This window comes from Proteus sp. CA142267, assembly GCF_003336825.1.
Taxonomy (GTDB): domain Bacteria; phylum Pseudomonadota; class Gammaproteobacteria; order Enterobacterales; family Enterobacteriaceae; genus Proteus; species Proteus terrae.
The window spans coordinates 67,292-87,478 of sequence record NZ_QPMG01000012.1 but is presented as its reverse complement, the minus strand read 5'-3'; the positions used below and the strand labels follow the sequence as shown (position 1 = coordinate 87,478).

23 protein-coding genes are annotated in these 20,187 nt (G+C 33.0%); 10 read left to right on the top strand and 13 right to left on the bottom strand.

What is annotated here, in order from left to right; genetic code table 11:
* Window positions 1-3 precede the first annotated feature (3 nt).
* The 4 genes from C0T34_RS16460 to C0T34_RS16445 all read left to right on the top strand — a co-directional run bounded on the left by C0T34_RS16460 (window position 4) and on the right by C0T34_RS16445 (window position 2,404).
* A complete protein-coding gene (locus tag C0T34_RS16460; protein ID WP_072071134.1) occupies window positions 4-255 on the top strand; it encodes a hypothetical protein in 252 nt (83 codons plus the stop codon).
* Window positions 240-503 (top strand): hypothetical protein, encoded by a 264-nt coding sequence (locus tag C0T34_RS16455; protein ID WP_109850489.1) that lies wholly within the window; start codon window positions 240-242, stop codon window positions 501-503. Before C0T34_RS16460 ends, C0T34_RS16455 begins: the two co-directional genes overlap by 16 nt.
* Complete coding sequence (locus C0T34_RS16450) at window positions 500-1,141, top strand: hypothetical protein (RefSeq protein WP_109850488.1); 642 nt, start codon at window positions 500-502, stop codon at window positions 1,139-1,141. The genes C0T34_RS16455 and C0T34_RS16450 overlap by 4 nt, the downstream gene beginning before the upstream one ends.
* A gap of 354 nt (window positions 1,142-1,495) precedes the next feature.
* Window positions 1,496-2,404: an SIR2 family protein gene (locus tag C0T34_RS16445; protein WP_109850487.1), complete on the top strand. Its 909-nt coding sequence runs from the start codon at window positions 1,496-1,498 to the stop codon at window positions 2,402-2,404.
* A gap of 199 nt (window positions 2,405-2,603) precedes the next feature.
* Here the strand turns inward: C0T34_RS16445 and C0T34_RS16440 are convergent, their stop codons facing one another.
* The 8 genes from C0T34_RS16440 to C0T34_RS16405 form a co-directional block, all read right to left on the bottom strand.
* Complete coding sequence (locus tag C0T34_RS16440) at window positions 2,604-3,566, bottom strand: hypothetical protein (RefSeq protein ID WP_109850486.1); 963 nt, start codon at window positions 3,564-3,566, stop codon at window positions 2,604-2,606.
* Window positions 3,567-3,933: 367 nt separating this feature from the next.
* Window positions 3,934-4,338 carry a hypothetical protein gene (locus tag C0T34_RS16435; protein WP_109850485.1) on the bottom strand — a complete coding sequence of 135 codons (405 nt, stop codon included), beginning with the start codon at window positions 4,336-4,338 and terminating at the stop codon, window positions 3,934-3,936.
* A gap of 575 nt (window positions 4,339-4,913) precedes the next feature.
* A complete protein-coding gene (locus C0T34_RS16430; protein ID WP_089503251.1) occupies window positions 4,914-5,054 on the bottom strand; it encodes a DNA polymerase III subunit theta in 141 nt (46 codons plus the stop codon).
* A gap of 336 nt (window positions 5,055-5,390) precedes the next feature.
* The gene (locus tag C0T34_RS18365) at window positions 5,391-5,582 is read right to left on the bottom strand and encodes a hypothetical protein (protein ID WP_004247006.1); all 192 of its coding nucleotides are present in this window, start codon (window positions 5,580-5,582) and stop codon (window positions 5,391-5,393) included.
* 670 nt (window positions 5,583-6,252) lie between these two features.
* Window positions 6,253-6,702 (bottom strand): hypothetical protein, encoded by a 450-nt coding sequence (locus C0T34_RS16420; protein ID WP_098943615.1) that lies wholly within the window; start codon window positions 6,700-6,702, stop codon window positions 6,253-6,255.
* Window positions 6,703-6,960: 258 nt separating this feature from the next.
* Window positions 6,961-7,893, bottom strand: a complete 933-nt coding sequence (locus C0T34_RS16415; protein ID WP_109850484.1) for a nucleoside hydrolase — start codon at window positions 7,891-7,893, stop codon at window positions 6,961-6,963.
* Window positions 7,894-7,967: 74 nt separating this feature from the next.
* Window positions 7,968-9,155, bottom strand: coding sequence for a nucleoside transporter C-terminal domain-containing protein (locus C0T34_RS16410; RefSeq protein ID WP_109850483.1), 1,188 nt, complete (start codon window positions 9,153-9,155; stop codon window positions 7,968-7,970).
* Between the two features lie 53 nt (window positions 9,156-9,208).
* Window positions 9,209-10,408, bottom strand: a complete 1,200-nt coding sequence (locus tag C0T34_RS16405) for a PfkB family carbohydrate kinase (RefSeq protein WP_162556841.1) — start codon at window positions 10,406-10,408, stop codon at window positions 9,209-9,211.
* A 346-nt stretch (window positions 10,409-10,754) separates the two neighbouring features.
* On the opposite strand from C0T34_RS16405, the gene C0T34_RS16400 reads away from it, so the two are divergent.
* On the top strand, window positions 10,755-11,882 hold the full coding sequence (locus C0T34_RS16400) for an ABC transporter substrate-binding protein (protein WP_098943607.1): 1,128 nt from the start codon (window positions 10,755-10,757) through the stop codon (window positions 11,880-11,882).
* A gap of 349 nt (window positions 11,883-12,231) precedes the next feature.
* Here the strand turns inward: C0T34_RS16400 and C0T34_RS16395 are convergent, their stop codons facing one another.
* Window positions 12,232-12,759: a DUF4303 domain-containing protein gene (locus C0T34_RS16395; protein WP_109850481.1), complete on the bottom strand. Its 528-nt coding sequence runs from the start codon at window positions 12,757-12,759 to the stop codon at window positions 12,232-12,234.
* Window positions 12,760-12,924: 165 nt separating this feature from the next.
* Window positions 12,925-13,377: a multidrug/biocide efflux PACE transporter gene (locus C0T34_RS16390; RefSeq protein ID WP_109850480.1), complete on the bottom strand. Its 453-nt coding sequence runs from the start codon at window positions 13,375-13,377 to the stop codon at window positions 12,925-12,927.
* Between the two features lie 100 nt (window positions 13,378-13,477).
* On the opposite strand from C0T34_RS16390, the gene C0T34_RS16385 reads away from it, so the two are divergent.
* On the top strand, window positions 13,478-14,350 hold the full coding sequence (locus C0T34_RS16385) for a LysR family transcriptional regulator (protein WP_109393661.1): 873 nt from the start codon (window positions 13,478-13,480) through the stop codon (window positions 14,348-14,350).
* A 68-nt stretch (window positions 14,351-14,418) separates the two neighbouring features.
* Here C0T34_RS16385 and C0T34_RS16380 read toward each other — a convergent pair whose 3' ends face one another.
* Window positions 14,419-14,757: a DUF1869 domain-containing protein gene (locus C0T34_RS16380; RefSeq protein WP_098943599.1), complete on the bottom strand. Its 339-nt coding sequence runs from the start codon at window positions 14,755-14,757 to the stop codon at window positions 14,419-14,421.
* Window positions 14,758-14,764: 7 nt separating this feature from the next.
* Entirely contained in the window at window positions 14,765-15,097 is a 333-nt protein-coding gene (locus C0T34_RS16375; protein WP_109393663.1) for a DUF1971 domain-containing protein, read from the bottom strand.
* Window positions 15,098-15,462: 365 nt separating this feature from the next.
* Here C0T34_RS16375 and cbpA point away from each other — a divergent pair, with 365 nt between their 5' ends.
* The 3 genes from cbpA (at window position 15,463) to C0T34_RS16360 (ending at window position 18,274) form a co-directional block, all read left to right on the top strand.
* Window positions 15,463-16,407, top strand: a complete 945-nt coding sequence (cbpA, locus tag C0T34_RS16370) for a curved DNA-binding protein (RefSeq protein WP_075673156.1) — start codon at window positions 15,463-15,465, stop codon at window positions 16,405-16,407.
* Window positions 16,407-16,712 (top strand): chaperone modulator CbpM, encoded by a 306-nt coding sequence (gene cbpM, locus C0T34_RS16365; RefSeq protein WP_075673157.1) that lies wholly within the window; start codon window positions 16,407-16,409, stop codon window positions 16,710-16,712. Before cbpA ends, cbpM begins: the two co-directional genes overlap by 1 nt.
* Window positions 16,713-16,999: 287 nt before the next feature.
* Window positions 17,000-18,274 carry an amidohydrolase gene (locus tag C0T34_RS16360; protein ID WP_109850479.1) on the top strand — a complete coding sequence of 425 codons (1,275 nt, stop codon included), beginning with the start codon at window positions 17,000-17,002 and terminating at the stop codon, window positions 18,272-18,274.
* A 51-nt stretch (window positions 18,275-18,325) separates the two neighbouring features.
* On the opposite strand, the gene C0T34_RS16355 is transcribed toward C0T34_RS16360, so the two are convergent.
* The gene (locus tag C0T34_RS16355; RefSeq protein WP_109850478.1) at window positions 18,326-19,258 is read right to left on the bottom strand and encodes a LysR family transcriptional regulator; all 933 of its coding nucleotides are present in this window, start codon (window positions 19,256-19,258) and stop codon (window positions 18,326-18,328) included.
* A 225-nt stretch (window positions 19,259-19,483) separates the two neighbouring features.
* On the opposite strand from C0T34_RS16355, the gene C0T34_RS16350 reads away from it, so the two are divergent.
* Entirely contained in the window at window positions 19,484-19,849 is a 366-nt protein-coding gene (locus C0T34_RS16350) for a hypothetical protein (protein ID WP_109850477.1), read from the top strand.
* The last annotated feature ends 338 nt before the right edge of the window (window positions 19,850-20,187 follow it).

Here is a 20,187-nt window from a genome sequence, read left to right as displayed (position 1 = left end):
CGTATGAAGTTTATTATTTTAATTACAGCATTATTATTGTCAGGGTGTACCTCTGGATATAAAAAAGTCGATTGCCAAGGTGTTTACCAAATAAAAACTTTTCACTATCAACAACCTGTATTGGTGAAATTTGATAAAAAGAGAGAAACAATTAAAGGGCCTCTTTATCATGCTGTACCTCAATTAGGATTTAAATTCTTAGGAGGATGGGTATCTCCTGATGCCGTAGAGGATTTCTCATGTCGTGGGGAATAGAGATATATGAAAAAGGAAAGCCAATAAAAATCACAGGGCGTTCGTTTATTTTTGACCAAATAGCGGTCACTAAAAATGGCAGTAAAACTTATAATAATATTCCTAAAGGGCGGTCATTGGCCGCCTATATTGTAGCTAGAAATCGAGGATCTTATTTCACTGTTAGAGTCGAGAATAATAAAATTTCGTGGAATTCTCTACGTGGTAGTCAATCGATTAATGGAATTATTATGGTACTAATTAAATGAGTAAATATGGTGCATTATTTTTTAATCAGGGCATTACCGAAGAATTAACACCTTATGAATCAGCCGTATTTTTAAAAAAGATAAAAACTAAGCCAGGACTAATTAAAGTCATCGAAGGTAATAATAACGCAGTACCACTTATTTTTATTCGAGTTCTTAATTCCTCTAATCCATCATTAAGTGGATTATCTGAAGTAATTTATGAGAACAATGCGTGGTGTGTGAATTTAATCGATACTATTCAAGGCAATTCAGCAGAATATGAGCTCTATGTATTTGTGAAGTCTTCTTATCATATTTCACTTCATCCTCAAAAATGGGGAATTCAAATTTATCATAAAGGTGTTATTACACACGCTTCAAGCCAAAGACCGCTTAATTTATTAGAGGGAAATAATTTTGTACTTACAGGAAATAATTGGAATGGTGTGGATGTCGGTTTCCCTTGTGCGGTATTAATCACAACAATAGGGCATATTGGGATGATGGATTCGATGGGAGGAAAAACGATTAGAGTAACTCTTTGTGGACGAGGTAATCGAATTATCCCTCATTCCATGATAGTTTCAGGACAGATGTCCACAACCTCGCTAGGTAAGCAGTATTTTTACATTGATGTGAGGGAGTATGGTGGGTAGAAAGAGTTTAGATGGTTAGTTTAGCTGGTGAGGATGAAAGACTATTAAATAAAAGAATATATTTGTTTGTGGTCTGCTTTGTTCCAAGAGCGGACATTGTTAACTCACAAACTGCGTAGGGAATAAAACAATGAGCTGATGTTATCCAGTTCTCATTTTCTGACTACGAAGAGCACTCTGTAGGATATTAATAGGTATAGTTGTCTAAGACTTTCATGGGGGTACTTATTCGAAAACACTAGTTGCTAGGTAAGATCACACTTATCGATATCGAACATGCCAATGGCTAGTACTAGTATTAGAATAAATATCAGTAGTATGGTGTAAGAAATATATCTAACATAAGGGATAGAAATGCGTGGTTATTCACTACTTATTGGAAATGGCATAAATAATATTACAAATGGAAATTCTTGGCTTGATGTTTTAAATAATCTAGGGGAAACATATGGGATAAAAATTGACACACATGAAAAACCATTCCCACTAGCCTATGAAGAGATTTATTTTAGTATTTCAAATAAGAAAATTAATGGATTTTCAGAAAATAAAATAAAAGATTCCATTGCATCAAAGATAAATACAATAAAACCAAATGAAATCCATCAAAAAATAATAGAGTTAGAATGCGGTAATATTTTAACAACAAACTATGACTTAGCTTTTGAATATTGTTTAGATGACAACATCAGACCTGAAGATTTAAAAAATGAAGGTGTAATAAAAGAAAGTAAATACAATATCTTCAGACATCACAAGGTGAAAAACAAAAATATATGGCATATACATGGAGCATTGAATAACCCAAGCTCAATAATCCTTGGTTATGAACATTACAGTGGTTATTTGCAAAGCATGCGGGGGTATACGACTACCGGAAGTCAGTATTCCAATAAATCGTTCAACGAGCCGCTTACAAAACGGTTACAAGCAAATGATATTGGTAATAGCTGGATTGATGAGTTTTTTACTAAGGATGTATATATCTTAGGCTTGAATTTGGATTTTGTTGAAATTGATCTTTGGTGGTTGCTTACATTTAGAGAAAGAAATAGAATTGCAAAGAAAATAAGCTTGCAACATAAGATAATATACTACATTCCTAGTTATTATTATAATGACGCTGCTTCCAAACCAAAAATCGACCTTTTGAAAAGTGTTGGGGTTATAATTAATCATGAGTTCGGATTAGTGTTCAAAGGGAAGGAAAAAGAGTATTACCTCGATGTAATCAATGACATTCAGAATAAAACTAATAGATAATCTTTTCTCGATAAAGAGAATGGTCAAAGAAGAATATTCTTTGACCGCTGAGATGAGCATTTAGTCCGCTCCTCGCTCAGAGCAAACCCGATGATACTATACTCGGTTTGCCTTATAGAAGATGGACCTTAATGCCCACAATACTTGGAAATGTTGTGATCATTAGAAATTAAATTTTATATTTTAACTTATTAAAACGTCACCGATAACGACCAAGTTCTTCTATAGGAGACCATATTGTTCCATTCCAATGTATGGGCGATATTCTCACGCCTTTTTTTACACCAAAATTATAAATGGAATCCCTCTCATTAGCAGAAAGATATTTTGAGTATTTTTCAATTGTGTTATTTAACTCATCTTTAAGCCATTCGTATTTTTTTAACACATATTCATTTCCACCATCAAAGTTCAAATTCCAACCGTAAACCTCTTTCCAGCAACAAAATTTATCAAGCCTCTTTAGCTCGATACCAAATCCCGAAACTCTTGGGTCAAAGAAATTTAAGTGATAGAGGATCCTACTCTTTATCCTTAACAAGAAATCCAACCATGATGGTATGTACATAGGGCTATAGTTGAGTGGGAAGTTAGCTAAATAATTTAAGCCATCAACATCTTTTGTGATTGCATGTGTATTAAGTGGGAAAACACCTTTCCTTTCTGATAAAAAATCGAATACTACGTCATCAATAATTATTCTCGGGTGAGTGGCATGCTTAGACTCTAGTTCGTAGGCCCGTTGATATGCTGAGCCAAACAACATTGGACCGTGATGATATATTTTTCCATATGTAACCCCCCCCCGTATAAATATTCCATCACAGGCAATGTCAGTTGAAAATTTAGTTAATTTATTACAGAGTGATTTAAATCCGTCAAATGATCCTTCTGTAGAGATAATCACACAGTCAGAGATATAACTTATACGTGGATCTCCTAATTCTTTTTCAAGGATATAACCATATTTTTTCTCATAAACAGGAAGGTCGTGCTGTCCATTTGATTCTATCGACTCTTCATGTAGAAAGTTTAGAACAGACCTGACTCTTTGATAATCTGCGTTTTCGACTGCTTCAGATTCAATTTTATGGATCAACTCTTTGAAGCCTAATATGTCTACAAAGGCTACAAATCGGTTCTCATATCCTTCAATATTCATCGATTCCTCGTAGGTTTATAACTGTAAGCTAACAACGCATCCACATTGGATTATTTTTCTCATATTACCAGCAGGTTATGTATGATTTCAAATAGTTATCTACAGGTTGATGCCTCCGAAATTAATGCCTGAGATAAAAATAAAACTTGGAAATTACTTCCGCTTTTCGCTCAGAGCAGACCTAAAATCGTTCTGAGTGATGAGTGCCAAAAGATGATGTTGCTAACACCGTCATGTGTTGATTAAAAAGGAAAGTGTCAACGCTTTGTAAAAAGTACAAGAAGAGAATTTAATGGGATAGACCAGCAAACTAATAACCAATTATCGATTGCTGATCTTACAGAAGCCCACTAAAAGAGTTGGAGTGCTAGCGTTGTACAATCCGACCGTTGAAATCCAACCACATTCCATCAGACAAATACACCATTTCCCCAGAATCATTTGTTACTTGTAGGTCATGGTAAATTGAAGTAAGTTCGTTTTCGGGCGAAGGCGCAATATCGTTGTTTCCAAAAATCATATCTTGATATTGCGACCAGTTTTGGCGAATTTCGAAATACATATCAACATCATAATCCTGCATTCTTAGTTCATCATCTGAAGTTATATTCAACGTTTTTTTGAGACCGATAATGTTAAAAATCCATTTCTTACCACTTTTAATGAAGTATGCTCCCGTGTAAGCCTCTTGGTCTGGTACTGCCTCATAACCTAAATTCAAAGCTAACTGTATCTGTTCTGCCAATGTAAAGGGCTTTTCCCATCCATCCATACTTGTTTACCTGTTTACTGTACGAAAACGATATAATAAAGCATTATTGATAACCATGACCTAAGTAAACTTAACTAAATATGTATTATAAGGTCACTTGTTCCCAGAATAAGGTTCGCTCCTAGCTCAAAGCCGACAATCAGATTTAAGTTATTACATAATAAATTGTTATTTTGGTTTTTAAAATATTCACTACATTAGTATAGTGAAGAATATTTAATATAAATAATAGGTTTGAGTGTTTGGTGGCAGTTTAATAAGCTCTCAATCATTTAAAATATCTTCCCCAAAACCACTCCAACCCAAACTAAAAATCAACCAGTTACATACCAATCAAGATCACATAAAAATAAATAATTACCCCCAATAATTATAATTTATTTAATAAGTTATTTAAATATTATGGGTATAATGTTACGCCACATAGGTTGAGGGAGTATGGTGGGTAATACAACTAATTATCAGTATGATGTTTTATCAATAATTGTAAAAGAAAAAATCAGGACACCAATAAGACTCCAAAATTTTATAAATGATTGATTATATAAATCAGTCGGTTCCATCGAGCATCGGCTCTACTCTGTTTTCAAATACTGCACCGAACTCCCATCAGGCAACTTCTTGCCTCTCTCACGATAAAATGCCAATCGTTCGTTAAAATACTCGCGCAGATGTGCTGGTTGTTGTCGTTCAACTTCCACGGCAACAACGGGCATATTGCGTGGTGTTTATATTTTATTGAAATAAAACATGTAGCCACAATTAGGGCATAATAAGATTAGGTTTTTCTTAAGTTTGTGTTTGTTTTGTTTAGCTACGTAAGAACAGCTTGGGCAGGTAACTTCTACTAGTGCGTCTTGAAACATTCTTATCACATTAAAAGCTTTCATATCTTTCACCCATTATAGGGATATCGTGATTCAGTGTACGCTACTTTGTATTTAATTGCTCAATTTTTGCTCTTTTATTTGTGGTGACAAGTTTTATTACACCACATGATAAAGCACTGCAAGTACGTTTGAGTATTTAAGGTGCCAGAAACTGTCTGTTGGTTAGCCAACTACCACACACTCACCTTCAATAAAATCCTCTCCGTCATCTTCGCATTTCACAAGACGACACTTTCCACATAAGCCATATCGACTAACGACACAACGAACACCAGGAGAGCTACTTGAGCCTTGGTGTTTGTTTTGTCGTCTCTCATAGCTGGATATTTTTTCTAACAAGCCATCTTTAACCATGCTATCTAATGTTCTGCGAGTAGATTCGAGAATACTTTTCTTGTTAAAAGAATCCTATCCTTTAAGCATTAAGCTACACCAGAAACCTCAAAAGGAGGGGTGCCTATTTCGCCAGCTACTCATGCAAAATTATCAGGCTTAAATAATTCCATTATCTTTTTTTCTTTCTGGATTAGCTTCATGAGGTTCATAACAGCTCCAGTTAGTTTTTGGATAGGTGGAATTAAAAATGAGGAGGTGGTATAAAACTATCACCTTTCTTTTTTTTGCATTCATGTCTTATCTAAAAATAACCTCTAAAAATCCAAAAGGGGTATTTATGGGGGTATGAAAATTTATTTGTATGTTTATTTTTATATAAATCAGTGTGTTAACCTATTTATTTTGTTCTCTCCTCCTCCGCCATCTCATCATCTCCTAGCGTCTCCTGAAGTCTCCTAATCCCAAGTAAATCAAGCAATCTAATCAATCATTGTTTTCTGACGTCTCTTGAAAGCTCTACTATTTGTTGTATAGTTTTTTGTATAATAGTTAGCTAGCTTAAATAATTATTTTATCTCTTTTTTATGGGAGTTATTGGCATTTCAGGGCTGTTTTTTTCATTCTATTTTATAGGTGAGAAAATAATCAATAAAACTCACCTATTTAATATCAAAATAATTTTAAAGGCTTATTTATTGATTTTATTATTCTGAGCTTGAAGATAATCAGTGAGAAATGCTTGTGCATTACCTTCATGGGATATCTCTTCAGAGTAATTTACTGATATAGGCTGAGGTTCTCCTAGTATATAAAGGTTACCACAACATTTATTCTCAATAATTAGAGCAACAAATTTATTTCCATTAATATTTATTGAGTATCGGGTATCTCTACTTGTTTTTTCGACCTGCATCTTCTGAATTTTTAAATTCCAGTCATGATCAATACCTTCGATCTGTACTAATGCTTCATTAGCATTACGATCACCAATACGTAGAGTCCAAACAATCACGCCTTGTTGACCTTTATAGGCAATGACATTATCTGCTACATCAGGGCGTTGCTCTGCATGTGCGTTCCCTATTATGCAGGTAAATAATATAGCAATTAAAGCTATTAGCTTTTTATAACTAGCCATGTTTCTTTATCCTAACGTACTGTTATATATAAATAATTATGTAAATACTAACATTCCATTACTATGATATTAGTCATCATAATAGATTTGTTTATTTTCAAACATAGCACGGAGTTACTATTAGGATATTTCTTGTTTAATTTTCAATAAAATATTAATCAATTATTATTGAGAGAAAGGAACCTTAATTTTTAAATAATATAATAAAAATTGATACAGAGAAGCTATACTTCTCTGTATTTTTCTATTTGATTCAGTTTACAAAGATAAAATTCGTTCAGATATTAGTGACATTAATTTCTCCGATTGAACATCGGTGATTATCATCGTATTCATACGACATTCATTTAAATTGCTATTATTTTTAGGTGGTCTTAGATCATCATGGACTGTTGCAAAACTTAAACCAAAAAGTTTGCATGATTCATATTCAATATCAATATGTCCATTTATACCGGTGAAAATATCTGGGCGGATTAGATAACCTATTACACAAGGATCATGTAAGAAGGGATCAAATGCAGCATATCCACGAGACATTTTTGCTGCTGTTCTAGCAATGACATTACCTTGCTCTAACGACTGACATAAACCTGCTCGAATATCAGCTTTATGTGTGACATCTAATCCCAACATAGTAATGTGTTCTGCTGTATCAAAGACAATATGTGCCGCGTGTGGATCGACATGAAAATTGAATTCGGCTGCTGGTGTTATATTCCCATTACAAAATGCAGCCCCTCCCATTAGTACAATATCTTTCACATTATCCTTAAGCCTTGGTTCTTTTAGCATTGCCATGGCGATATTAGTAAGTGGTGCTGTCGGGCAAAGGGTGACTTCTTTAGGATTAGACATCACAGTATCAATAATAAAATCGACGGCATGTATATCGGGATAAGTGTAATTAGATTTTGGTAACATCACACCAGCAAGGCCGTTATTGCCGTGTACTTGTGTCTTACTTCCCCTACGTGCTATCAAAGGTCGTTCACATCCTCTGGCTAAAGGAATATCAGGCCGTGACACAAATGAAAGAATGTTACGAGCATTCTCATGAACTTTATCTAACTCAACATTTCCAGCTACTGTTGTGATCCCCAGCACTTTTATTTCTGGTGATGCCAACGCCAGTAAAATAGCAATAGCGTCATCTACACCCGGATCACAATCTATAATAATTTTAGTCATATACTTCTCCTTTGATAACTTACATAACACATTGAATAACAAATAGAATTAAAAAATGACTCATGAAATAAATATCAGCTAATAAAAATACCAACCATAGTTGCAGATAAGCAACTCACTAACGTTGAACCCACAATCAGTCTAAAACTATTCGCCGCTATCATTTTTCCATGTTCTTTACTGATACTGGCGATACAAGCAATAATCATTCCGACTGAACCAAAATTTGCGAACGAAATTAGGAATACAGAGATAATGGCTTCTGTTTTTGGGCTCAGATCACCCAATTTGATATAGTCAACCATTGCAACAAATTCATTCGTTAAAATTTTTGTGGCAATAATTTGTCCGAACTCAATACTGTCCTGCCAAGGGACACCAAGCACAAATGCAATAGGAGAGAAAATATAACCAAGAAGGCCTTGGAAACTTATTCCTATGAGGCGTAAAAAAATATCATTCAACATGCTAATTAGAGCAATAAAGCCAAGAAGCATTGGAACTATCGCTAGAATTAATTTAAAACCATCGAGCATATGCTCTGTTAGTACTTCAAAAAAACTATGATGTTCATTTTTAGGGCCAGAAAAATGGTTCGATATCTCAATAGGATCATTAGGGTTAATAATGGAAACAATAACGAAAGTACTAAAAAAGTTTAGGCAAACACCAATAAATACAAACTGAGGTGATAACATTTGAGTATAAGCACCCAATATTGCGATATCGACAGTAGACAACGAGCATGCAGCTATTGTGTACATTTGTGGTTTTGTTAAATTAGGTATGTATTCTTTAATCGAAACATATACGGCCATCATACCTACAATGACAGCACTAACTGCTGAAAACGATTCAAGTTTACCTACTTTGGCTATTTTATTAATAAGGTATCCGATAGTAAGAATAATTAAACGTAGAATACCAAAATATTTTAATATCCCAATAAGTGAACAAATAAATACTAAAGGCATTAGAGCAACAATAACAAATACAATAGGTGCTTTTGTGCTTATATCTCCAAATACAAAATCAATTCCTTTATTTGCATGATGTACTAAATATTCTATACCTATATTCGTCGTATTAAGAATTGAGATCCCAATAGATGTGTGTAGAAGTATAAAAGCAACGGAGGCCTCTATTAATAAAAGAATAATAATAGGAATAAGTTTTATTTTTATTTTATTAGCATTAAAACTAATAGAAGATGCCACTATAAAAATTAAGAGAAGGCTAATAATGAAAATTAAATATTTCATAACGACCTCGATTATATAATTTATTAACGGGGTAGGTTATTTGTGCACTTCCCTTACATACGCTCTTTTTTTAATCTGGCATCAACACTTGTTCTAGATGGCATTGATGATGCTCCTTTTTTTTCAACGGCCAATGATGCATAAGCAATAGAAAACTTAATTGCTTCATCCATATTTTTACCTTCTATTAATTTTGCAGCTAAAGCACCTGTAAATGCATCACCAGCACCACTTGTATCAACGACAGATGCATTCATCGCTTTGTAATATTTCATCGTGCTACCATTGAAATAAAGAGCACCACTGTCACCAAGTGTCATTACTATTTCTTTAACACCTAAGTTGTGTATTGCTTTTATGGCTTCCTGTGCTGAAATAACGCTATCAATTTTAATGTTTGATATTAGTTCTGCTTCTGTTCCATTTGGTATTAATAAATCAATAGATGGCAAATGTGAGACAATTTGATCTGAATAGGGCGCTGGGTTAAGAATGACATAACATCCCGATTTTTTTGCTATTTCAATCGCAAACTTGGTCGCTTCTATATTATTTTCTAATTGAGTAAGAAAAACACTTGCCGATTGTAGATTATTAATATCTGAAAGAATTTCAGCTTTAGTGATTGTTGCATTAGCTCCTAGATCAATAACAATGCTATTGTTACCAGTAGCGTTCTCAACCATAACTAATGCATTCCCTGTTTTTGCATTGGCATCCTTAATTAATGTATATGAACTTATTTTTGTAGTACCGAAATATTTCTCTGCAGTAGCACCAAATGAATCGTCGCCTACTTTAACAAAAAAATGTACATGATCATTTAATTCAGCAGCCGCAACCGCTTGATTTGCACCTTTCCCTCCAGGGAAAAAGTTTGTCGAAATTGCTTTGATTGTCTCTCCAACAAAAGGAAATCTTTCAACTTCTGTGACAACATCTAAATTGAAAGATCCTAAAATATATAATGAGCATTTATCTGCAGTTTTTTTATCTCTACCTTGTTCTTCGCAATCAATTTGAAGTACTCTGGTTTCATCAATAGTTCTATTTATTATTGGTTCTAATTCAATTTTTTGTAATCTCACTCCACCATGAAATTTAGTTGCTATACCTAATAACTGTAATTCATCTATGTATCTTCTTACGGTTCTTTCCGATACATGAAGTAGAGCACTGAGTTCTTTTACGTAGATAGAATTATCTTTTACTAATTTTTTTCTGATAAATGCAATACTACTCTTTTTTTTCATATCACCCCTCATTTGTTAAAAAATGTTTTACCATTTGTTAAGATGATAGAGGTTAATTAAGTTTATTCTGCTTGAGTAGTCACGTTTTTTGCTTGTAATTGGACAATTATCTGTCCGTTTAGATAAATTTTAAGGAAAATATATGGATAACGCAGTTTGCTTATGTTAAATGGACGGTCGTCCATTTAGCGTCAAAGTGGTTAGCGAAACCATATCAGACCCGAATATTTATTGTTGGATGCCGTTCTATTAAAACGAATTTATTTGGTAGTCAGATAAAGATGATTTTTATTGATGATGTTAATGATAATTGTTAGCATTAACTCTCTATTATGGAGAGTATACTATGAAAAATAAATATCACCTGTTAGCAATATCCCTTTCTGCATTACTTCCTTTTACCGCATTGGCTACAACATATCCAGTTACAATTACCGATACAGATGGGCAAAAAATAACGTTAAAACATGAACCTAAACGCATTGTATTACAAGATGGTAGAGATATTTTAACGCTGGCTTTGCTTGATAGAAATAACCCGTTTGAAAGAGTTGTAGCATGGAATAATAATCTAAAAAAATCGGATCCACAGACAGTTTCTTTATTAGAACAGAAATGGAAATCTAATATAAATGCGATCCCTGATATGGGATTTAATGACAAAGGTGAAGTTAATGCAGAGCGAGTTATTGCACAACAACCTGATGTTCTGATCGCTCAATTAAGAGCCAAACCCGCATTAGAAGGATCGGGCGTTGTCAGCATTTTAAAAGAGGCCAATATTCCTATTATTTATGTTGATACTTTTTTAGATCCAGTCAAAAACACGAAAGAAAGTGTTGAGCTTCTTGGTATTATTTTAAATAAAGAGAGTGAAGCTAAAGAATATACAGACTTTTATCAACAGCACTTAGATAGTATTAAAAATAAAACTCAAGAAATTAAAAATAAACCAAGTGTATTTGTAGAAGCAAAGGCTGGAGCTAACGGTGATGGGTGCTGCTTTACACATAATAATGCAGGGTGGGGGGGGTTGATCCAAGCTGTTGGTGGGGACAATATAGGCAGTCATTTCTTACCAGGCGCTTCGGGTGTTATTTCTTTAGAGCAGGTTATTAGCACTAAACCTGATGTATATATTGTAACGGGATCTCGCTGGATCAATAAGAATAATATTGCTGTACCATTTGGCTATGGGGTATCTGACAAAGAGACTCAGGAAGGTTTCAAACGATTGAAGAGCAGAATTGGATTTAATCAGATCGCAGCAGTTGAAAATGAGCGATTATATGGTATATACCACAATTTCTATAATCATCCATATAACATCGTTGGTTTAGAATATTTAGCAACCTTCATTTACCCTGAACAATTTGCAGAATTAAAGCCAGAAAACACCTATAAAGAGATAATAGAAAAATATACCACATTACCTAATGCTCAATTTCTTTGGGCAGCAAAAGCAGATAAATAAAAATTTTAATTATAGCCCTTGTTTTTAAGGGCTTTCTATATTCATTTACACTTCGGCTAATCAGAGTATCTGACTTAATAAAGTTAAAATAAGGCTGATCACTATAATAATGAGAAATACACCTAGAATCGTTCTTATTAAAAGGCAAGAAAGTGTTGTGGGTGGCGCTTTAGGAAAAAGTGCAGAGAAACACCAATAGGCTAATATAGTGGTCAAAAAAATTGCAAAAAGTATAGAACTAATAAAAAAGATCATTTATTGATACTCTTCTTGTGTCAATAATAAATAACCGTTCGGTTATCGCTTTATTTTTGAACATCTACGATATTTATCGTTCTACACAGTTTTATTAATATTTTCCAATACGCATTAAAGCATCTTCAACATCTTCATCATGATCAATTGTAAAAGCAATAAAATCCTCAGTTTTTGGGATTTTTTTGTAAGTCTCTGTTTGCTTAAACAGGGTTAGAGATTCTGAAAATATGTGAATAATCTTTGTTAAAACGTGAGAGTAAGAGCCGTCTTTATAAGACGTATGATAAAGTTGTTCTAAGTATGTTTCATCGATAGGATAAATAGTACTAAAGCATTGGTATTCCCAATCACCTGTATTGTATTTTAAGCTTTTTATCTCTTCATTTGAATGATAAACGTGATTATCAGATTGATTTTGATAGTATTTTAATGTTTTTTGAAAATATTCTTCAGTGTTAAAGCAAAGATTTACTTCTCCATATGCGGCATTTAAATCGAACGCAAAGGCGTAAAAGACTTCGCCACTTTTTTCTGTTAAAAATTTCTCTGTTTCTGTTATTGCAAAAGAGACAATATCATTTTTTATATTTTTAATTATTTCATCATGTAATATCATCATTGAATCATAATCCAGTTAGATACAGCGACAATCATAATAATTGCTCTGTATGAAGATAATTAGAATAGTATATTAATATTATAACTTAATGATATAAAATAATGAGTGCCTACTTTTGATTAGTGATAAAACACCTAATGATAGTTCAAAAGGTGTTTTGTGTAATTATTGACGTGCAATTACCCGTTTTTCTTTACGATTAAACCAATTTTCACGTAATTTATCGTAACTAAGATTAAATGCATAGGTATAGAAAAGGAAAAAGGCAAAGAAGCCAACTTCTAATAAGAATGCATTCCACAGTGACATATTTAATAAAAATGCCAATATTGGTAAACCAATAACCACAAAGCTTAATTCAAAACCAATAGCATGAATGACTCGTATTTTTGTTGGTCTTGATCCTTTGATTAAAGGCCAATAGCGGTCAAAAATCATGTTATAAAATAAATTCAATAGCATAGCTAATGTTGATAAAACAATAGCAACAGTTCCCATTTGAAAAACTGAGCGACCCAAAACCCATGCACTAAGTGGCGCTGTTATTGCGATGGCTATTACTTCAAATGAAACAGCGTGAAAAACGCGCTCAGTAAATGTTTTTTGATATTGGCTCATGTCCCACCTCAAATTAATTATTTAACAAAAAACGAGTGCAATTATTGATGATATTTTGTATATATACAAAATAGGAGCCATCGAAAAAACCGATACCATAATGAACTATTCTATAGAAACTTTGCGTACATTTGTTGAAGCTGCTTCATTAAAATCATTTTCTGCAGCAGCACGAAAATTAAATAAAAGCCAATCTACGGTCAGTAGTACAATCGCCGGATTCGAAGATGATATGGGGTTTGAATTATTTGAGCGTAAAGGGCGGGAGTCAACACTGACTTTTGCAGGACAAAAAGTGTTGAGCTTGGTTGAAGATATATTATCGGCTGATGAACGATTACAGGCATTAAGAATAGAACTATCGCCTGAAATGGAGCCTCGTTTAAGTTGTGTATTCTCTGATATGTATCAACCACCTTATTCAGAGCAACTTTTGAAAATTCTAGATAAAGAATTTCCACATCTTGAATTTGAGTTTCTTGTTGCAGAGAATGATGATGTGATTAATATGCTGCAAAATAATCAGGCGCATATTGGTATGATGGAATCACGAGTAGAATATCCTGCTGATATTGCTTTCGCTCGTTTACCTATAAGTGGTAAGTTAGGACTATATGCACATAAAACGCACCCACTTGTAAGAGAAAAGAAAATCAACTATCAACATTTAACAATGCATCGTCAATTAAGGCTAAGCAGTAGTGCCCAATTTGCTATTAATAGTGAGAAAAACTGGCTAGCACCTAACTATTTATTATTACTTGAAATGGCAGAGCAAGAAATGGGATGGGCAATATTACCCACATGGTTAGTTGAGCAATTTGGACATGATTTGTTAGTCAGCCTAGATTATGACCAATTTCCCAAGAAAATAGACATTGATTTAGTGTGGTCAAGAAGTAAGCCACCAGGAAAAGCGGGGTATTGGATGATAGATAGGCTATTAAAAAATGATCTTCAATTTTCTCTCTAAGTATTAATCAATCACCTTCATTATCAATAGATATAGCAAAGGTGATATATTCCTTTCACTACGCCAGATCACCAACCACAAACATTTGTTTCTTCATCTATATCATAACCACGTACAATATTGATAAGATCTTTCACCATTAAACTGGACATATCAGCATCTAATAAATCAGCTAAAAAGCTATTTTTATCAACAGAAACACCGTTATTTTTATTTGTTAATACTAAGGTAAGTTCTTGTGAGTCAATATTTACCTTATTTTTTAGCTCATTAACTAGAAGTAAAACTTCTTTAGTAGCAATTTCTGGAATATATAAAATTTTAGGATTTAGAAATATTTTTTGAGATTTTTCTTGGCCATTGGCATTAATTAATTCTAATAAATAGCCTTTATTTTCATTTTCCATATTATTATTAACCTTCAGCAAGTATTTTAGGATCGACATAAAAATCGACATTAAAAACAGTATCTTCAGTTTTTGCTTCTATTTTGTGCCATGTTTCTGGCGGGAATACACCAAATTCACCAGCATTAATCACTAATTTTTCTGTTGGTTCTGGGCTAATTTCATCTGCATATGCGTAATAAATAATCATTCCTTGCATAACAGACAGCTTAGGATAAACCCCTTGGCGAGTACCTTTATCTAAATGCCTTTCCCAAATTGATTTTGGGGCTGTGTCTTTGGTCCAAAGTGGTGTTGAGCGTACATGGATATAGTGAGTGGGAATAATAATTCGTTCCATTTTGCCTCCCTAAAATGAAGAGATTAATTTTTCTATTTTTATCTTAGTTAAGAAGAAAAATTATTGCTGATAATGTAATAAGCTATTGTGCTATCGAATAAAATCTACCTCTTCTAATGAAGTATTTCAAATGCAATTTTATGAAAAAAAGTGACAATATAGTTCTAGGCTTATTAATATCTTGTTTTATTTGATTAAATTATTTTTTAAAGTTTAAATTATCTTTTACTTAAAGGTCGCTTTTTAGGCATTTCTCAGGTGTTATTCTTGATGTTTACTCACTAACATAATTTCTTTGTTCTATAATTAACCAAGTCTAGGGTATTAATATTTAATTCATTATTTAACATAATTGAGATGTCACTATGGAATTAAAGGATTACTACACCATAATGGGTGTCAAACCCACTGATGATACTAAAACGATTAAAACAGCTTATCGCCGTTTAGCGAAAAAATATCATCCCGATGTAAGTAAAGAGCCAAATGCTGAAGAGCGTTTTAAAGAAATTGCTCAAGCATGGGAAATATTAGGCGATGAACAACGTAGAGCCGAATATGATGAGCTTTGGGCACATCGTAACGATCCTAAGTTTAAGCAATTTACACAACAACATTCGAATACAAAAAATCAACAAAGCTTTAGCCAAGAAGATTTTGATGATTTTTACGCTTCATTTTTTGGTCAACACTCTCCTTTTGAAGGTCGTCGAACTCAACAAGCACCTAAACAGCGTGGACATGATTTAGAGATAGAATTAGCCGTTTTTCTAGAAGAATCGCAGGAAGAACATAAGCGTACGATTAGCTATCACTTACCTGTTTATAATGTTTTTGGAATTTTGGAAAAAGAGATCCCTAAAACTTTGAATGTTAAAATTCCAGCTGGTGTTATTGATGGGCAGCGTATTCGTTTAAAAGGTCAGGGAACACTAGGTGAAAATGGTGGGGAGAATGGTGATTTATGGCTAACAATTCGTATTGCGCCTCATCCTCTATTTGATATTAAGGGTCATGATTTAGAAATAGTTGTTCCTGTTGCACCTTGGGAAGCAGCATTAGGTGCAAAAATTCCTATACCTACAATAAAAGAAAAAATCTTGTTAACTATTCCGGCGGGAAGCCAGGCTGGACAAAAACTACGTATTAAAGGAAAAGGGTTAGTTAGTAAACAGGCTAGCGGTGATTTATATGCAATTTTAAAAATTGTTATGCCACCTAAATCCGATGAAAAGACACGTGAATTATGGCAACAAATTGCAGATAGTCAGACCGATTATAATCCACGTAAAGACTGGGAGAATAAATAATGGGTCATTTAACAACAACCGTATTTACTGTTACTGAGTTCTGTCATCATACTGGAATATCAAATGATGAACTCAAAGAATTTGTAGCACTTGGTGTAATTGAACCGCTAGAAATTGAAACTCAGGAGTGGTTTTTTGATGATAATGCTATCGTGGTGACACATCGTGCATTAAAACTTCATAAAGAGCTCGCATTAGATTGGCACGGTATCGCTATAGCATTGACTTTATTAGATGAAAATGAACAGTTAAAACAAGAGAATAAGCAATTACGTCAGCAGTTAATGCGATTTATAAATGAATAATCATTAATAAAATAGCTACTAAAAGAGTAAACACTTTAGTGGCTATTTTTATACCTAAATTTTATTAATGATTTATAGTTATATATTTATTATTGATTGATTTTAAACATTATTTCTTACCATTTCATTGATTCTCCATTATTAAAATATCGGCTTTAAAAATAAGCAAAATGATGTTGAGATCACATCTATTTGTATAACTATTAAGTTATGATAACTATAATGTATTATTTATTATCTTCTCTTTTATTCTTAATAAGAGGTTTATTTTTTGTAAGGGAAAAATAATGAAGCCGATCCAAACCAATAAACTAATAGAATGGCGCAGAACGTTTCACCAGTTTCCAGAAATTGGCTGGACTGAATTTGTGACGACAGGCACGATAATCAGTGTACTGCGAGAGATGAATATTGAAGTAAAAGCGGGGCCTCATATTATTTGTCGAGAAAGTATTTTAGGTCGAGATGAAAAATTAGTTAATGAGGCCATTAAAATAGCCGAAGAAGAAGGGATCAGTGCTGAGTTATTGGCTGAAATGGACGGTTTAACAGGGTGTATGGCTATTATTGATACAGAAATTCCTGGCCCTACATTTACCTTTCGTTTCGATATTGATTGTGTTTATGTTCAAGAGTCAAATGACGATACTCATCTGCCTAATAAACAAGGGTTTGCTTCGTGCCGTTCTGGATTAATGCATGCTTGTGGTCATGATGGACACACTGCAATAGGGCTTGGCCTTGCTCATTGGTTAAAACAAAATATTCACGCTTTACGCGGGAAATATAAATTGATATTCCAACCCGCAGAAGAAGGAGTGAGAGGTGCAAGAGCAATAAGCGACAGTGGAGTATTAGATGATACTGATTATTTTATGGGGATGCATATTGGATGTAACTTGAAAAAAGGTGAAATTGCACTCGATCCTTTTGATTTTCTTTGTACCACTAAATTAGATATTTCTTTAAAAGGAAAATCCGCTAATGCTATTGATGAACCAGAAAAAGGAAATAACGCATTAGCCGGAGCATGCTTTTTAGCTAATGAAATATTAGCAACGCCAAGGCATGGTAAAGGTATGACTAGAGTGAATATTGGAACCTTAATTGCAGGCGAAAATCGTAGCCTTATTCCTCGCTCTGCGAAAATGCAACTAGAAGTGCGTGGGCAAGATGCTGAAATAACACAATACTTATTTAATAGTATAAAAAAATATGTTGATGGTATTGCAATTACTTACCAACTAGAAACAAAAATAGACATTACGGGCGAAGCGACAAATTTCAGAAATGATCGAGAAATGATAGATATCATGCAAGGTGTTGTTGATGCGCATCCAGATTTATTAAATGTCGTATTACCTTTAGGAGGAAGTGAGGATGTCTCATTAATGGTAAGAAGAGTGCAAGAGAAAAAAGGAAAAGCGATATTCTTCTTAGTTGGTGCAGATCAATGTGATGGACATCATAAAGAAAAATTTGATATCGATGAAGAGGCGCTTTCCATCGGGTTAACACTTTTTACTGAAGGTATTCTCTCTATTCTTGAGATGCATAAATAAGAGAAAGGTCTCTTCTATTTATCGATATTGCATAGAATGAGACCTTAATAACTATTTAATTGGGGTCGAAAATAAAGAGGCATCAGGTTGATGTTCTTTAATAAACTCAATATAAAGTTGTGTTTCATGCTCTGTTTTTTGCGATGTGAAAAAACAAATATTACTCATAATCGTCGGTGTAAATTCTCTATAAACAATATCTTCTGTTTCAATAGTAGGAAATGAATTAATTAAACTGATCCCTAAGCCATTTTTTACAAATGTCATAGCTGTATCTTGATCAGAAACTTCAGCAATAATATTAGGCTTAGATTTTGATTTATTGAGTGCTCGATCAATAACTGTGCGCCCAATATTACTTTTAACTAAAGCAATAAAAGACTGTTCATGTAAATCATCAGGTGTGATGGTGTTTTTTGTAGATAATTCATGTGTTTTAGGGATTGCACAAATAATTTGAGTTTCTCTCATCGGAATTTGAGTCAAATTATAATTGCTGTTAATGGTCATATTATCAGTAATGACAATATCAGCTTGTTCTTTTGCAATTAAAGAAAGTAGCTGCTCACTTCTAGATATTTCTAAATGGACATTAACTTGATATTTTTTGATAAACAGAGTAGTGGCCTGATTGATAAAACCATAAGCTAATGTTGGTGGAACTAGGATCCGTAGACTTCGTTTTTTTTCTTGATGATGAAAATGGCTCAATCGACTGAAAGATTCGGCGATATTGGCAATTTCTTCATAAAGCAATAAGGCATCAGAGTTTGGGATTAGTTTATTATTTTCACGACTGAATAACTTTTTACCACAACGTTTTTCGATCTGGTTTAATGTCTGGCTTACTGCTGGTTGAGAAATACCCAGCTGTTCTGCTGCATTAGTAACACTTCCTTGATCGATTACGGTTTGTATAATTTCAAGGTCACGTAAAGTCGCCCATCCCCCTGACCAAGAAGTTCTTTTTATGTTCATTGTCATTATGTTTTTTTGTTTTAGTCAGTTTATCTTGTATACGATTATACCGTCAATGAATTGATTATTGAATAATAGTGATGATGGAAATTTTAAATGGTTTTTATAAGGAATATTTTAAGAGTAAAGACGTAGATTATAAATGTTATTTGGGATTTATAACTTTTATTATAAAGCAGGTGGTATGATATTATAAAGCTTATAAGGTAATGTTATTAAAGGATTAATTATATGAAAAACCGATTCTATTTAAAATATTCATTATCAATAAATGAATTAAAAAAACTCCATAAAAAAATGAAGTTAAGAGAGAGAAAGTATATTAAAGGTTATGCCTTTCTTTCTAATTTATTAATTTTATTATTGATTTTATCAGGTCTTTCTGTTTTTTTCTTAATTTTAAATGCGATTAATATTTATTTAAATAATGATGTTGTAAGTGATGAGCTACAGCGACTGAAAGATCTTAATCTTTATATTCTTATTATTTTTGCTTCTTTCTTAGTTATGTTGGGAATTTTTTCTTCTCTAGATGAGTATTTAACTAAAAAAATGAAAAAAGAGAAATTGAAGGAATTGGCCATAATTTTGACTTAAGAATAAATAGAAAGTTTATAGAGCAGAGAGATGAAAATATTTCTTATAAAACTTATTGGCCAGCTGTTATTGATACTTTTGTTTATAAAAAATATATTTTTATAGATTTAGAAAGACATAATTATATAATAATTCCAATGAGAGCCGTTAGAACAATAGAAGAGTTTAATCAACTATTTGAATTTATACAAGAAAAAAGTAGAAAATAGATTTCAATAAAAGAGCTCTAGAAAATAAAACTGGAGTTCTTTTTTAGGTTAGTACAACAAAATTAACACAAGTTATTATCAGATTTAATGTATTGCTATCGTCTTTAATATCAATGGTTATTTATATAA

What these genes read in the sequence shown, in the direction of transcription:
- C0T34_RS16435 (WP_109850485.1), bottom strand. Translation starts at nt 4,338, where the DNA reads ATGGATGGATGGGAAAAGCCCTTTACATTGGCAGAACAGATACAGTTA.
- C0T34_RS16360 (WP_109850479.1), top strand. Translation starts at nt 17,000, where the DNA reads ATGAAGCCGATCCAAACCAATAAACTAATAGAATGGCGCAGAACGTTT.
- C0T34_RS16405 (WP_162556841.1), bottom strand. Translation starts at nt 10,408, where the DNA reads ATGAAAAAAAAGAGTAGTATTGCATTTATCAGAAAAAAATTAGTAAAA.
- C0T34_RS16415 (WP_109850484.1), bottom strand. Translation starts at nt 7,893, where the DNA reads ATGACTAAAATTATTATAGATTGTGATCCGGGTGTAGATGACGCTATT.
- C0T34_RS16420 (WP_098943615.1), bottom strand. Translation starts at nt 6,702, where the DNA reads ATGGCTAGTTATAAAAAGCTAATAGCTTTAATTGCTATATTATTTACC.
- C0T34_RS16385 (WP_109393661.1), top strand. Translation starts at nt 13,478, where the DNA reads ATGAACTATTCTATAGAAACTTTGCGTACATTTGTTGAAGCTGCTTCA.
- C0T34_RS16395 (WP_109850481.1), bottom strand. Translation starts at nt 12,759, where the DNA reads ATGATGATATTACATGATGAAATAATTAAAAATATAAAAAATGATATT.
- C0T34_RS16375 (WP_109393663.1), bottom strand. Translation starts at nt 15,097, where the DNA reads ATGGAACGAATTATTATTCCCACTCACTATATCCATGTACGCTCAACA.
- C0T34_RS16380 (WP_098943599.1), bottom strand. Translation starts at nt 14,757, where the DNA reads ATGGAAAATGAAAATAAAGGCTATTTATTAGAATTAATTAATGCCAAT.
- C0T34_RS16455 (WP_109850489.1), top strand. Translation starts at nt 240, where the DNA reads ATGTCGTGGGGAATAGAGATATATGAAAAAGGAAAGCCAATAAAAATC.
- C0T34_RS16450 (WP_109850488.1), top strand. Translation starts at nt 500, where the DNA reads ATGAGTAAATATGGTGCATTATTTTTTAATCAGGGCATTACCGAAGAA.
- C0T34_RS16445 (WP_109850487.1), top strand. Translation starts at nt 1,496, where the DNA reads ATGCGTGGTTATTCACTACTTATTGGAAATGGCATAAATAATATTACA.
- C0T34_RS16430 (WP_089503251.1), bottom strand. Translation starts at nt 5,054, where the DNA reads ATGCCCGTTGTTGCCGTGGAAGTTGAACGACAACAACCAGCACATCTG.
- C0T34_RS16355 (WP_109850478.1), bottom strand. Translation starts at nt 19,258, where the DNA reads ATGACAATGAACATAAAAAGAACTTCTTGGTCAGGGGGATGGGCGACT.
- cbpM (WP_075673157.1), top strand. Translation starts at nt 16,407, where the DNA reads ATGGGTCATTTAACAACAACCGTATTTACTGTTACTGAGTTCTGTCAT.
- C0T34_RS16400 (WP_098943607.1), top strand. Translation starts at nt 10,755, where the DNA reads ATGAAAAATAAATATCACCTGTTAGCAATATCCCTTTCTGCATTACTT.
- C0T34_RS16440 (WP_109850486.1), bottom strand. Translation starts at nt 3,566, where the DNA reads ATGAATATTGAAGGATATGAGAACCGATTTGTAGCCTTTGTAGACATA.
- C0T34_RS16460 (WP_072071134.1), top strand. Translation starts at nt 4, where the DNA reads ATGAAGTTTATTATTTTAATTACAGCATTATTATTGTCAGGGTGTACC.
- C0T34_RS16390 (WP_109850480.1), bottom strand. Translation starts at nt 13,377, where the DNA reads ATGAGCCAATATCAAAAAACATTTACTGAGCGCGTTTTTCACGCTGTT.
- cbpA (WP_075673156.1), top strand. Translation starts at nt 15,463, where the DNA reads ATGGAATTAAAGGATTACTACACCATAATGGGTGTCAAACCCACTGAT.
- C0T34_RS18365 (WP_004247006.1), bottom strand. Translation starts at nt 5,582, where the DNA reads ATGGTTAAAGATGGCTTGTTAGAAAAAATATCCAGCTATGAGAGACGA.
- C0T34_RS16350 (WP_109850477.1), top strand. Translation starts at nt 19,484, where the DNA reads ATGAAAAACCGATTCTATTTAAAATATTCATTATCAATAAATGAATTA.
- C0T34_RS16410 (WP_109850483.1), bottom strand. Translation starts at nt 9,155, where the DNA reads ATGAAATATTTAATTTTCATTATTAGCCTTCTCTTAATTTTTATAGTG.